Source organism: Acidisphaera sp. S103 (assembly GCF_009765975.1).
Taxonomy (GTDB): Bacteria; Pseudomonadota; Alphaproteobacteria; order Acetobacterales; family Acetobacteraceae; genus Rhodopila.
Genome location: NZ_LMUJ01000088.1, coordinates 38,660 through 52,672, shown reverse-complemented (window position 1 = coordinate 52,672; position 14,013 = coordinate 38,660). Strand labels below are relative to the sequence as shown.

Here is a 14,013-nt window from a genome sequence, read left to right as displayed (position 1 = left end):
GCGCCCGCCAATCTTGCCGCGTCCCTTGATCTGGGGAATGCCGAGATCAGAGAAGCGCATGTCGCAGTCTCGTCCATCGCAAGAGGGCTTTCTCATGGACGATTAAGCCGTATGCGGTAGCGACGATACCCCAAGGAGGTTACGCGGGCGCACCCCATTTCCAGTTCATGATCTCGGGCAGATCCTGCCCATGCTCGTCGATGTATAACTTGTGCTCGACCAGTTTCCTCCGAACGATTTGCTTCAGGTAGTCGCCCTTACTGCCGAGGCGCGGCAGTAGGTCCACAACGTCCTGCACCAGGTGGAACCGATCCAGGTCGTTTTGCACGCGCATGTCGAATGCGGTGGTGATCGTACCTTCTTCCTTGTAGCCGCGCACATGCAGATTGCGGTTCGTCCGGCGATAAGTCAGCCGCTGCACCAGCGATGCATAGCCGTGAAAGCCGAAAATGATGGGCTTGTCGCGGGTAAACAGTGCGTCGTAGTCTGACTCGGTCAAACCATGCGGATGTTCGCTCGCCGATTGCAGCCTCATAAGATCGACGACATTGATCACCCGGATTTTGAGATCCGGCAGGTGCCGCCGGAGGATCGACACAGCGGCGAGGATTTCTAGGGTTGGTGTGTCGCCGCAGCAGGCCATGACGACATCCGGCTCGCTGTCCTGATCGTTGCTAGCCCACTCCCAGATGCCCAGGCCTTGCGTGCAGTGAACAACGGCCTGTTCCATGGTCAGCCACTGCGGCAAGGCGTGCTTGCCGGCCACAACGACGTTCACATAGTGCCGGCTGCGCAGGCAGTGATCGAAGGTCGAAAGCAGGCAGTTGGCATCCGGCGGCAGATAGACCCGGACGATGTCGGCTTTTTTATTGATCACATGATCGAGGAAGCCCGGGTCCTGGTGTGTAAAACCATTATGATCCTGCTGCCAGACATGCGACGCCAGCAGATAGTTCAGCGACGCAATGTTCCGCCGCCACGGCAGCCCCGCCGTGACTTTCAACCATTTCGCATGTTGGCTGAACATTGAATCGACGATGCGGATGAATGCCTCGTAGCTGTTGAACACGCCGTGCCGTCCGGTCAGCAGGTAGCCTTCCAGCAAGCCCTCGCATTGATGTTCGCTGAGCATTGAGTCGACGACCCGACCGGACGGGGCGAGGAACTCGTCGTTCGCCTCCGTGTCGGCATTCCATTGGCGATTGGTGATCTCGAATACGGCACCAAGCAGATTTGACAGGGTTTCGTCAGGTCCGAACAGCCGGAAATTGTTCGGATTCTGGGCGATAACATTCCGGAAGAACTGGCCGAGGACGAGAGTATCCTGGGCATCGACTCCGCCGGGCGACGGCACGTGGACGGCGGGCGCCCTGAAATCCGGCATGCGGAGATCGTGCAGCAGGAGGCCGCCGTTGGTGTGCGGATTGGCACCCATCCGTCGGTCACCGTCCGGCGCCAGGACCGCCAATTCGGCGTTCAGGCGCCCGTTGCGGTCGAACAGCTCCTGGGGCGCGTAGCTTCTCAGCCAAGCCTCGAGTTGTCCGAGATGCCCCGGGTGGGCGTGGTCGACAAGCAGCGGCACCTGATGCGAGCGGAATGTGCCCTCAACCTGCAGTCCGTCGACCGTTTGTGGCCCGGTCCAGCCTTTCGGCGAACGCAGAACAATCATCGGCCAGGGTGGCCGCGTGACATTCCGGCCAGCGCGAGACTCGGCCTGGAACCGCTTGATGTCCGCGATCGCTGTTTCCAGTGCATCGGCCATGCGTTGATGCATCAATGCGGGATCATCACCCTCGACGAAATAGGGCATCCAGCCGCAGCCGCGGAAATACTGCTCCAGTTCTTCGCGCGGGATGCGGGACAGGATCGTCGGATTGCTGATCTTGTAGCCGTTCAAATGCAGGATCGGCAGCACCGCGCCGTCAGTTTGGGGATCAAGGAACTTATTGGACTGCCACGCGGTCGCCAATGGGCCGGTCTCCGCCTCCCCGTCACCCACGACGCAAGCGACGATCAGATCCGGGTTGTCGAGGACCGCCCCGAAGGCATGGCTGAGTGAATAGCCTAGTTCGCCGCCTTCATGGATCGATCCCGGTGTCGTCGGCGCGACATGGCTGGAAATACCGCCGGGAAAGGAGAACTGTTTAAACAGTTTTTTCATCCCGGCTTCGTCTTGGGTGATGTCTGGGTAGACTTCGGTCCAAGTGCCTTCGAGATAGACGTTCGCCACCAGCGCCGGTCCGCCGTGGCCGGGGCCGGCGACATAGATCATGTTGAGATCATGCTTCCTGATGGCCCGGTTCAGGTGGACGTAGATGAAATTCTGGCCCGGTGTCGTTCCCCAATGTCCGACGATCAGCGGCTTGATGTGTGCCATGGTGAGTGGCTCACGCAGCAGCGGGTTGTCGTAGAGGTATATCTGGCCCACGGACAGGTAATTCGCGGCACGCCAGTAGGCATCCACGCGCCGCAGTTCCTCGCTACCCAACATTGGCCTCCCGCCTACGCCGGTTCGCCCGTCGATGTCCATGACTTTGCTAAGTGCATCCATCATCTGCATCCTTATTTTACTTAAATAACGGCCCAGCCTTCAATTAGATGGCGCGCTGGGGGGCGAAGGTTCGATCTGAGCGAACGACGTCAAGGCGGCATCCTTCGTATTCGGCGCCGTAAACAATGTGCTCCCGAGGGAAACAGCTAGCATGATGGCGATCAAGGCCACCGGCGCCCATCGTGGCCATGTCAACGGAACGGGCGTTGCCGCATTTGATTGGTCGGCCTTGATCGCTCGCGTCGGCAACAACTGAATCAGCCGAGTGGCGGTTTGGCGAGCATCACGAAGTGCCCGCGGTGGCAGTGGCATCTGCGCGATGCTATGGGCCAAGCGGTCGATAATGTCCGGCGTAGGCAGGTTCGCCCACAGTGCAGCTTGTGTCCACGGGTCTTCACCGAGGCGAGCGAGGACCGAGAGAACGGTGAGCATCGACCCATTGGACTCGGTGCCCACCTCAGCGAAGAGGAATGAGTTCAGCCCAGTGTTCTTCAGGGCAAATACATCGGTTCGGCTCATGCTGAAATCCTATTACGGTTGACCGTCACGGCGCTCCCGGGAGACAATTCTCAACATAGGGTCCGCTCGATGTCGGACACAGCATCGGAAACTACCCACTCCGCCTCGCTTGTGGGTATTCCGAGCAGTTTCCGTCCCTGACCGCACCACGATCATTCGTTTGATCAACCGGGGTGCGGCAAGATCAGTCCTTCAAAGGCAGGCAGTTCACCGCCGAGGTGATCCTGTGGGCGTTCCGATGGGTTCTGTCGCAAATTTCCAAGGGACGACACGCGCGCCGCAAGGATCCTCTGGCTTTATCCCGCTAACGAATAAAATTGCCGAGCCGGACACACCTCGCCTGTCGTCTGCAACTGATCTTTCCGAATCATGTGCATGAGTTCGATGCCGGCAAGCGTCACCGCCGCTGATCGGAAGGACTTGAACCCCAACATCGGCCGCACCAATCGTTTGATCGCTCGATGATCCTGTTCGACGATGTTGTTGAGGTATTTGATCTGACGGATCACGATGACTGCCTCGAGTTCAGCATTGTGGCTCGAAATCGCCGCCGTGTTGGCGCCGCTCTTGTCGATCGTGATCTTGTCAGGCGTGCCACTTCCCTTGATTGCCTTGCGCAAAAACCGTAAGGCAGCTTTGCGATCCCGCTTAGCGGTCAGCAGGAAATCCACCGTGGCTCCGGCCTTATCGACGGCTCGATACAGGTACTTCCAGGCGCCCTTGACCCGCACATAGGTCTCGTCCATTCGCCAGCTTGGACCCACCGGAAGCTTGCGTATCCGAAACTCCCTTTCCAGCAGCGGGACATACTTGAGCACCCAGCGATTGAGCGTGGCGTGGTCCACCTCGACGCCGTGCTCCGCCATCATTTCCTCGAGCTGACGGTAGCTAATCGGGTAAGCCACATACCAGCGAACCGCCAATAGGATCACGTCCCGTTCGAAGTGACTGCCCTTGAACTCGATCATCACATGCTCGCCGCTGAAACCGTCGCCGCCAAACGTGCATCAGCCGGACCGGTCGGCCAAATTTGCGACAGAACCTTTGAGTTAGGGGAGGTTGGTTTGCCTTGGAATGCCGCGGATATCACGTGGATGAAGCGGGCGATTGCCCTTGCACGCGGCGGCGAAGCGACACCCGGCAAGAATCCGATCGGTTGTGTGATCGTTTGCAATGGGAATGCGATTGGGGAGGCCTGCAACGAAGTTGACCTGCGGCGTGATGCGACTGCACATGCCGAAATCCTCTCAATGCGGCCTGCCGGCGAAAAACTGCAAAACAAAGAACTCAGAGATGCAGTGCTCTACACCACTCTACAGCCGTGTGGGATGTGCACCATGGCCTCAATCTGGGCCAAAATCGGCCGCATCGTCTACGGCGCGGGGCGCGATGACGTACATGGGGTAAGTTCAGGATACGTGTAAAAAGTGGTCACATGGCGGGTGGCTGGCTTGTGCGTGCGCGCTTGGTGATTTCGCCGACGATCCCCCGGCTTGCCCGGCCGGCAATCTTGCGCTGAATCTGACGGATGCTGAGGTCGGTGGACATGGCGAGCGTCTCGATTTCGGCAATGACACGCCGAGGTATCGCGGGCCGACCGAGATGCTTCCCCCGTGTCTCGGCGGCTCTCATGCCGGCAGTCACGCGCTCGCTGATGAGCGATGACTCGAGTTCAGCCATGGCGCCGATGATGGTGAACATTGCACGACCCATGGGGCTGTCGGTGTCGATCTGATCCTGGACGCTGACGAAGCGTACGCCGAGATGATTGAATTCTTCCAGAGCTGCCAACAAGTGGCGTGTGCTGCGCGCGAAGCGATCGAATTTCCAGACCAGCACACAGTCGATTTCTCGGTTTCTTGCTGCGGCCATAAGAGCATTCAGCTGAGGGCGGCCTTCTCGTCGGCCTGACACGCCGACATCGCAATAATCTTGAACGATATCGAGACCGGACCGCGCCGCGTAGGCACGCAGCCCATCAAATTGCAGGTCAGGCTTCTGATCGGCGGTTGAGACGCGGAGGTAGAGGGCGGCGCGTGTCCCCTCCTGTCCCTTTGATGGCCGCCGCTTTCGTCCAGAAAGGTATTCCTTTACGGACACTGGACAGCTACCTCCTACCGCCTTCAAAACATTGGCGCTGCCCTGCCGCTTCGGCGCACCCTTTTTCGGACACCTCATGACGGCGATCGACCGAACAGCCTACCCGCGCCCTGGCACGCGGTTGACCCGCGAGGAGTTGAGCGCCCGATACGATCTGACCGAAACCGACCTCGCCTTCATTCGAACCAGTGCCCGCGGTGATAGTGGTCGGCTGGCGCTCGCGATGCTGCTCAAGACGCGCCGGGATTTTGGATGCTTTGCGGCACCGGCTGCGGTGCATCCCGGCATTGTGGACCATTTGGCCGCGCAGCTTGGCAACATCGTGCCTCAAGCTTGGGCGGACGAGGTAGGTCGCACCAAGTCGCTGTATCGCTACCAAACTGCGGCACGCTCCTACCTTTCCGTCACGCCGTATGGCGACGACGCCGAACAGATGGTCTCCAGCATCGTTCTCGATGCAGCCGCGACCATGAGCGACCCCGCCGACCTCATCAACCGGGCCGTCGAGGCACTGCAAAGCGCCGCAATCGACTTGCCGGCGTTCAGCACCCTCGACCGTTTGGTGAACAGGCTGCGTGCCGAAGTTCATGGGCAGATCTACGATCGTGTCGCGGGACGTATTGCGTCTAACCACGCCGCCATGCTGGACGCCCTGCTGATCAAGCCGCCTGATAGCGCAACGACCGGCTTCAGTCGCTTGAAACAGACGCCCGGACCTGCAACCCCAAAGACGGTTAGGCTTTGGACCAACCGCCTGGAATGGCTGGACGGACTGATCGACCCCGATCCGCTGCTGGAGGGCGTCACCCACACCAAACTGCGTCAGTTCGCCGCCGAGGCCGCAGCCTTGGAGGTGAGTGACCTCATCGACATCGCCCAGTCCGGCAAACGACACACCCTTCTGCTTGCTCTGCTGCGCCAAGTCCGCATGCGCTGCCGCGACGAACTGATCGAGATGATGCTGCGTCGTATTCGACGGACCCAGGCCATGGCCAAGGAGCAACTCGACGACCTCCACGAGCAGCATCGGGCCATCGAGGAGAACCTGATCGGCATCTTCGGACAGGTGCTGGAAACCGAGCCGACGCAGGACAACGATGCGGCGTTCGGGCGCCAGGTCAGGAAGCTCCTGTCCGAGCAAGGCGGTGTCGCAGCCTTGGCGCAGCAGTGCGAAACCGTGTCCGCCTGGCACCGTGGCAACGACCTGCCCTTGCTCTGGCCAATCCACGCCAAGCATCGCGTCCTGCCGTTCCGGTTGCTCGATCTGATGGTCGTTCAGTCGGCGACTCAGGACCACAGCCTGCTGGAAGCACTGGCAATCGTGAGCAGTCATCGTCATGCCCGCCGAAACGACGTGCCGGGCGGCATTGATCTCGCTTTCGCCTCCCTTCGCTGGCAGGCGTTTGTTGCCAGACGCCGGTCTGAACCCGGCACGTTCGACCGTCGAGCGTTGGAGGTGTGCGTGTTCGTCCACCTGGCCGACGCCTTGCAGAGCGGTGATCTTTATGTCGTCGGCGCCGAGACCTTTGCCGACTACCGTGCCCAGCTCCTGCCCTGGACAGAGTGCGAGGCGCGGCTGCCGGCCTACTGCGCCACTCTCGGCATTCCCGAGCGAGGCGATGATTTCGCCGCCATGCTCAAAGCCGAACTGACGACGCTCGCCGCCGACGTTGATGCCGGCTTCCCCACCAACACCGAATTCAGCCTGGATGCGGATGGGATGCCCCACTTGAAACAACTGGGCACGACGGCGCAGCCGGCCGGGCTGCCTGAGTTCGAGCAAGAAATCCGCGCCCGCATGCCGGAGCGCCACCTGCTCGACATTCTGAAGCACGCTGAGCATTGGTCCCGTTACACCCGCCACTTCGGGCCGCCCTCCGGCTCCGATCCGAAGCTCGTGCAGGCCGTACAACGTTACTTGTTCACCGTGTTCGGTTACGGCTGCAATCTTGGCCCGGGCCAGACCGCTCGGCATGCTCCCGATGTCGCCTCGGCACAGTCGTTGCGCCGGATCAACGCACAGCACATCAGTGCCAACAAGCTGGAGGCAGCGATGGTCGACGTCATCGACCAGTACGCCCGCTTCCCCTTGCCCCGGCACTGGGGCAGCGGCCGCGCCGCCATTGCCGACGGCACGCACGTGAAGCTGCGCGAGAACAACCTCCTTGGCTCTCAGCACGTTCGCTACGGCGCCTATGGCGGAATCGCCTACCACCACATCGCCGACAACTACATTGCACTCTTCACCAGCTTCATCCCATGCGGCGTCTGGGAAGCGGTCCATATCCTTGATGGGCTGCTGAAGAATCAGTCGGAGATTCAGCCTGACACTTTGCATGCCGACACCCAGGGTCAAAGCGAACCCGTGTTTGGCCTCTGCCGGCTGCTTGGCATCAAGCTGATGCCGCGCATGCGCGGCCTGGGCGACGTCACCTTCTACCGTCCGGCAAAGTCGATCCGCTACGAGCATATCGACGCGCTGTTCACCAGCGACATCGACTGGGACCTGATAGCCACGCATGCGCGAGACATGATCCAGGTCGTGCTGTCGATCCAGGCTGGACGGGTCATGCCGTCGATGTTGCTGCGCAAGCTCGGCACATACAACCGCCGCAACCTGCTCTACCGTGCCTTCCGCGAAGTCGGCCGCGTCGAGCGCACGCTGTTCCTGCTGCGGTTCTTCTCCAACATCGAAATCCGCCGAGTCATCCGCGCCGAAACCACCAAGATCGAGGCCTTCAATGATTTCCTCGACTGGGTCTCGTTCGGCGGCCCAGTGATCAAGAGCGGTGATCCCGTCGAGCAGGAGAAGCAGCTCAAATATGCCAGTCTCGTTGCCAACACGATCATGCTGTCCAATGTTGCCGACCTGACTGCAGTCCTGTCAGAGATGGCCGCCGATGGCCACCCGGTCACACCCGCACTGGTTGCCAGCCTCAGTCCCTACACCCGGGCACACATCCTGCGCTTCGGACAATACGCCCTCGACATGGAAAACCTGCCGGGGCCCCTCGATCCGCAGCCACTCCCGTTCGAAAACGCCTTGTGACCACCTTTTACACGTATCCTGAACCTACCCCAAGCAACTCAGCGAGCACACAGTTTGAGGAAGACCCACGCAGATTGAGGAGGAACCCATTAGATGCAACGCGACATACGGGCCTCACAGGAGTCGTGTGTCCGGCGTGCTTCAGCCGAGCGTCAAAGGGCCCGAATGACCGCGCCACCTTCTCCAGCCACGCGAGCTGCCTGGTGATACGATCACAGTCTCGCGCGCCGAGTCCCGATCGTAATCAGATCGGTCACAGTAAGGCTTGTTCAGACCTTCCCAGTCTGTGGGCTACTTTTTGAGGAGCGCACGCAGCATTGCGATGTCTTCGATCAGGCGCCGGTGTTCCAGCATGACCAGCAGCCCGAGATAGACCAGAAGCGACACGAATTCGGCGAGGATGAGCGTGTGGGTTTGCGAACCGAAGATGTGCAGCAGAATCTCGCATGCCGCGCCCGCCGCCATGGCGCAGCCGAATGGCGCCAACATTTCGTGCAACAGGACTCGAGGTGACGTACCAACTACGCGAGCAGGGACCATGATGGCGACGATGCCGTAGGCGACATTGACTGCTCCGATGACCGCGGCGATGCCGTCCAGACCGAGCGACCCGGCAGCGAGAACAACAAGCACACGCGCCGCGATGAGGCTGCCGCCGATGCAGAGTTGCAAGCCGCCGCGCCCCCTGGCGTAGACCAAGGCGCTACTGAGTCCACCAATGGTTGGGAACGTGGACGTCGCGAGGAGTATCGAGAGCGGTAGTGCCGCAGCGTGCCACGCGACGCCGAGGAACAGCCCGATAATCTGGGATGAGGCAACAGCAGACAGCAGAGTGACGGGAAACAAAACGATGCCGAGCAGACGGCTGAACCGGTAATAGGCGCGAATGACGGCTTCCTCGGGCTTTTGCACTGCTTGCACATACAGGACCGCCCAGAGCGGGTTCGATGCGCTCTCGCATAGGAATCGCGGAATCTGATTGGCAAAGCCATAGACACCGAGGATGTTCGCGCCGAGTATGGTGGAGATAAGGGCGTTCTCTGTAATGCGTCCGGCGTAATCGGCGAGTTTGCCGCCGATGATTGAGCCGCCGAGCAGCAAATGCGGGCGCAGCTGGCTGAGATCGAAGACAAACGCGGGCATTTGGAAAGCAATAAGGTTCATGATGCACGCGCGTATCGCGAAGGTAACCACGTACTGTCCCACGAGTGCCCATGTTCCGGCGCCGCGATAAGCGAGGACTATACCGAGGCCAGCACCGAGACCCGTTGCCACAAGATCGGCGAGTGCCCCCACGTGGAGGCGTCCTTTCCGAAGCAGACGCGCCATTGGCAGCACGCTGGAAGCGAGAAAGAGCAACGCGAGCGACAGCGTGGCCATCAGTGCCGGCAGTTCCGGTTGACTTGTGATATAGGCGAGCAGGAATGACCAACCGATAACGCCGGCGGCTAACAGTAGGGCAAGGCCATGTACCGCCCAAAATGCGCTAGCCCAGACGGCATGGGTTTCCAGATTTTCACGCGCCAGAGAATTGCCTAAGCCCCCATCAGCCACCATCAGCATGAACGTGACAGTCGGCAATGCGAGTGCGTATAGTCCATAGGAGTGGGGACCCAAGAGCCTGGCCATGATCGGAAGCATCGCAAACTGAATTCCGATCTTCGCAATATTGGCAACCGCCATCACCGCAGCGCCCAGTGCGAGGCGTCGATCGGAAACAAGGATCTGCGCCTGCGCGGCCGGGGACGATCCCAGACGGACATTAAGGGTCATCGGTCCTGCTGGCCTTCGGCGTTCACTGGAGGACAATCAATCACTGTCGATAGGCGGGTCGGTCGTGTTGCCTGTGGTCGAGGATTCGCATTAGACACAAGGTATTTCAACCTGACACAACTTAGCAGGGCTACAGTGAATCGGCTTCAGAAAGCATTGATGAAATGTCACGCATGCCGATGTTTATTACCATTTATCCCCCTCCCCTCGGCCCGGAAAATCAGTCATTGTGCCGGCCTCCACACTTCATTCAGCACGGTGGGTGCCAGATTTCGCGCGAGCAAAGCGCGCAGGAGTCGCCGAATGAGTGCGTCACTACGATGTTTGCGGACGGCGTTAACCTGAAACGGTAGCTCGTACAAAAGCGGATATCTGGTCACTGGCAGATCAATGGCGTGCCTGATCCTGTTCAGGTAACGTACGTCTCTGGCGTCGTTGCGGAACAAGGAAACCGGGAGAAATTTCCGAGCGCCACAATAATGCCTTACCATCGCGGTCTTCCACTCAGAGGTGAATTTCGCTCCCGCCTGCATGTTGTAAGAGGTCGGCAGTCTGGTCCAATTATTTTCGAAAATGACGTTAAGGGCGCACTGGTCGATCGAGGTACAGTCGATTTTGTACCGGCACGCGATGTCATGGTGGACCAGTGCATTAGCGTATTTTTCGCGGGACCGTCCAGACGTTTGGGGGATCATGCCGCCTTGGCAAGGGCAGAGTCTGCATCGGAGATCCGGTCAAATCGATGCCCGACCCCGGCACCGAGCGTGCCGTTGTAGACTGCGCAACGAACCTGGAGCAGCAGATCAGCGCCATTTCGCGACCATCGCATTTGCTGGGACTTGTTCATGCGTCGGTTGACCAGGAAGTTTGCCGTGCCTTCAGTGATCGACGTTCCGACGCGCAGACCGGCGCGGAAGCGTTTGGCATAGTTAACCAGCCATGCGGCTTGGCCTCTGAGATATTTATCGACCGCATGCAGCGCGTGCCACAGCTTGCGCGACGCCACGCCCTTTGCGCGCTGGCTACTCTCCCCTTTGAAGACATGCATGACCTTGCGGATCCGGTTGATGCTGCGCTGGGCATTCTTGGCCTTGCCGTTCCAAATACGCCAGTGCAGACGTTCAACTTCCGCGACGATCACGGCCTTTGCCATCAGCCGGTCAGGGCTGTCGGTGGACAGATTTGCTGCTGCCAGCTTCGTATGTTGTAAACGCATCGCGATATGAAACCAATCCAAAATCGGCGGTTTCGTTACTCCAGTATTGGTCAATACAGTGCGCAGACCCGGACAACCGTCGGTGAAAGCGGTCACCTTGGTGGTGTCGGTCCGGCCCACGGTTTCCAGGGTTCGTTGGATCAGTGTGGTGATGTCGGTCTCGGTCCTGCTGACGGCGCCGAAAACCTGACGGCCGCCGTCACCGGTCTCGACGTTGCCGACGCGAACCTCCAACTGGCGTTCGCCTTCTTCGCAGCTGCGGATAAAGGTTGCATCCAAGCTCATCGTGATAGCCGTGGCAGCTGGCGACTTTTCGGCCGCTGCATGACCAAGCTGCTTGCCGACCAGCAGCGTATGGCTGCGCAATGTCTCGGGACTCTTCCCGGCGTCGACCGGCAGCAGGTGCTGCTGTAGGTCAACCGCAACCCGATACGGCATCAGTGCGGACAGCCGGGCCTGCAATTGGTTCAGCTCAGGGGTCGACCGACAGTGCGATGGCCAACCGACACCGGTCTCGCCGCAACCGCAGCCGGCGCACAGAAACCGTGGAAGCTTCAGCCTCACCTCACCGAACAGCGTGGCAATCCGGTGCGGCTGCCAATCTTTCACGTGACATCTCCTGCCACACGATCGGCAGTCCGGCCGAAATGCCGCATGGGTGTCGACCTGCGCGGCGACAACCTGCTGCTGAACCTGCGCCAGCAGCAGCTTTGCTTCGGCCAGCGTCATACCCAGGTTGGCGATATCGCCAAGACCGTCAGGCCGGCTGACCGTCATCACGTCGACACTCCGGGACTGACCATCAATCCCCGGCACAACCAAACGCAGCATCCATTCCATTCGTGAAGCCCCAGCCGCCAACCTACCCGACTGGTCCTATCCGATCGTCACGTCACGGTCCCCCAGATCTCTGGACGGTCCCACTAGCCGATCAAGACTTGGAACCGGACCGGAGAATACCATCCATGCCCTGGACTAACTGGCGGGCTCATCAGCAACCGCGGCGGCGAGCGCCAGCCGCGCCAGCGCCGGCAGCGATTTCGTGCCCGTCTTGGTCATGATCGAGGCGCGGTGATTCTCCACCGTGCGCTGGCTGATTCCCAGATCGGCGGCGATATTCTTGCTGGGGTGACCGGCGAGCACCATCTCCATCACCTGGTGCTGCCGTGGTGTCAGTTCGGCCATGTGGGTCGCCGCATCCGCCTGCCATGCCGTCCGCTTGCCGGAATCCCGTGATTGCTCCAGCGCGCGATCGACGCACCCCAGCAACTCGCCGCGACTGATCGGCTTCTCGATGAAGTCCGAGGCGCCCGCCTTCATCGCCTGGACCGCGATCGCGACGTCGCTGTTGCCGGTGATCATGATGGCCGGCAAACGATGGCCCGCCTCACGCAGTCGCCGCAGCAACGTCAGTCCATTCATGCCGGGAAGATACGCATCTATCACCAGGCACGCCTCTCGCCCAGGCCGGAAGGCGGCGAGGAAGGCCTCGCAGGTATCATAGTCCTCGACCACCCGGCCGTCGTCTTCCAGCACGGCTCGGATGGCACCACGAATGCCGTCATCATCGTCGACGACGAAAATTACCGGCGGTCCGCCATCGCCGGGGACTTCGGCGGGGCGCGGTGTCCGAACTTGAATCGCCGTCCGCGACAAAGGCAGCAGGCGTTGGATCGCTTGCGTCAGTTCCCTCAGTTTCACCGGTTTGTTGAGTTGCACGCAGTCTTGCAGGGCGACGCTGCTCAGGGTTCCGGTCGATATGTCGCCGGTCAGGATGATGGCTGGCACCGGGTGGTGCAGAGCATCGCGCAACAGCTTGGCGACCGCCGTACCATTCATGCCGTTCGGCAGGTTGTAATCCGACAGGATAAGGTCCGGTCGCACCAATCCGCCCGTCACCAGTTCGCATGCTTTGACGCCGTCATGGGCCGACGTGACCTCATGGCCCTCGTCCCGCAGAAACACTTCCAGCAGTTCGCGCACGTCCGGGTCGTCCTCGACGACAAGGATCGAGCCGACGTGATGGCCGGCCTCGCTTCCCTTGCTGGATGAACCCAGTGCAGCCTCCGCCGGCCGCGACACTGTCCCGTTGCGCGCCAGCTTGATCTCGACGGAGAACACCGATCCTCGGCCCGGGCGTGATCGCACCTGGACCCGATGACCCATCAGCACACCCAGCCGATGCACGATGGAGAGGCCTAGGCCGAGTCCACGGCTGCGTTCTCGCGCGGCGTTGTCGAGCTGGTAGTACTCCTCGAAAATCGACTGAAGTTCGTTATCCGGAATACCGATTCCGGTGTCCCAGATTTGGAGGCTCAGTCCCCCCTCGTGACGTCGGCAGCCCAGCAGGACCTTCCCGCGTTTGGTGTATTTCAGTGCGTTTGACAGCAGGTTGCGGATCATCTGCTCCAGCAGGCGCGGATCGCTGCTGATCGACAGGCCGCTCGGCACGACCCGCAGGACCAGCCCTTTCGCCCGCGCGTGATAAGTGAACTCCTCGCGCATCTGCTCCAGCAGGCTGTCCACAGGGAAATCGATGATCTCGGCATGGACCGTCCCGGCCTCGATCTGATTGATGTCGAGCAGCGTGTTCAGCATGCCCGACATCGCGCCCAGCGTATCATCCAGGCGGCTGACCAGCTTCCTGGCCTTGTCGCTTTCGACGTTCTTGGCCAGCAATCCCTGCACCAGCGCGAGCGTCTGCAGCGGCTGGCGAAGGTCGTGGCTTGCCGCCGCCAGGAACCGCGACTTCGCGGCGTTCGCCAGGTCCGCCTGCCGCTTCGCGACCCCGAGTTCATCCGCCAC

Annotated in this window: 9 protein-coding genes; 2 read left to right on the top strand and 7 right to left on the bottom strand. The window is 60.6% G+C overall.

Annotation, left to right across the window (positions count from 1 at the left end; all coding sequences use genetic code 11):
• Nucleotides 1–139: 139 nt before the first annotated feature.
• The 3 genes from GSQ89_RS29260 to GSQ89_RS29250 all read right to left on the bottom strand — a co-directional run bounded on the left by GSQ89_RS29260 (nucleotide 140) and on the right by GSQ89_RS29250 (nucleotide 4,038).
• Nucleotides 140–2,491, bottom strand: a complete 2,352-nt coding sequence (locus GSQ89_RS29260; protein ID WP_216856471.1) for a phosphoketolase — start codon at nucleotides 2,489–2,491, stop codon at nucleotides 140–142.
• Between the two features lie 99 nt (nucleotides 2,492–2,590).
• On the bottom strand, nucleotides 2,591–3,070 hold the full coding sequence (locus tag GSQ89_RS29255; RefSeq protein WP_158931651.1) for a hypothetical protein: 480 nt from the start codon (nucleotides 3,068–3,070) through the stop codon (nucleotides 2,591–2,593).
• Nucleotides 3,071–3,366: 296 nt separating this feature from the next.
• A complete protein-coding gene (locus GSQ89_RS29250) occupies nucleotides 3,367–4,038 on the bottom strand; it encodes an IS6 family transposase (RefSeq protein ID WP_158931650.1) in 672 nt (223 codons plus the stop codon).
• Between the two features lie 3 nt (nucleotides 4,039–4,041).
• Between GSQ89_RS29250 and GSQ89_RS29245 the strand changes: the two genes are divergently transcribed.
• Nucleotides 4,042–4,494 (top strand): nucleoside deaminase, encoded by a 453-nt coding sequence (locus GSQ89_RS29245; RefSeq protein ID WP_158931649.1) that lies wholly within the window; start codon nucleotides 4,042–4,044, stop codon nucleotides 4,492–4,494.
• A 7-nt stretch (nucleotides 4,495–4,501) separates the two neighbouring features.
• Here GSQ89_RS29245 and GSQ89_RS29240 read toward each other — a convergent pair whose 3' ends face one another.
• A complete protein-coding gene (locus GSQ89_RS29240; protein ID WP_216856465.1) occupies nucleotides 4,502–5,170 on the bottom strand; it encodes a recombinase family protein in 669 nt (222 codons plus the stop codon).
• 76 nt (nucleotides 5,171–5,246) lie between these two features.
• Here GSQ89_RS29240 and GSQ89_RS29235 point away from each other — a divergent pair, with 76 nt between their 5' ends.
• Nucleotides 5,247–8,219 (top strand): Tn3 family transposase, encoded by a 2,973-nt coding sequence (locus tag GSQ89_RS29235; RefSeq protein WP_158931647.1) that lies wholly within the window; start codon nucleotides 5,247–5,249, stop codon nucleotides 8,217–8,219.
• A gap of 291 nt (nucleotides 8,220–8,510) precedes the next feature.
• Here GSQ89_RS29235 and GSQ89_RS29230 read toward each other — a convergent pair whose 3' ends face one another.
• The 3 genes from GSQ89_RS29230 to GSQ89_RS29220 all read right to left on the bottom strand — a co-directional run.
• Nucleotides 8,511–9,992, bottom strand: a complete 1,482-nt coding sequence (locus GSQ89_RS29230; RefSeq protein WP_158931646.1) for an oligosaccharide flippase family protein — start codon at nucleotides 9,990–9,992, stop codon at nucleotides 8,511–8,513.
• Nucleotides 9,993–10,683: 691 nt separating this feature from the next.
• Nucleotides 10,684–12,048: an ISKra4 family transposase gene (locus tag GSQ89_RS29225; protein ID WP_158931645.1), complete on the bottom strand. Its 1,365-nt coding sequence runs from the start codon at nucleotides 12,046–12,048 to the stop codon at nucleotides 10,684–10,686.
• Nucleotides 12,049–12,183: 135 nt separating this feature from the next.
• A partial coding sequence (locus GSQ89_RS29220; protein WP_158931644.1) for a response regulator occupies nucleotides 12,184–14,013 on the bottom strand: 1,830 nt, incomplete at its 5' end.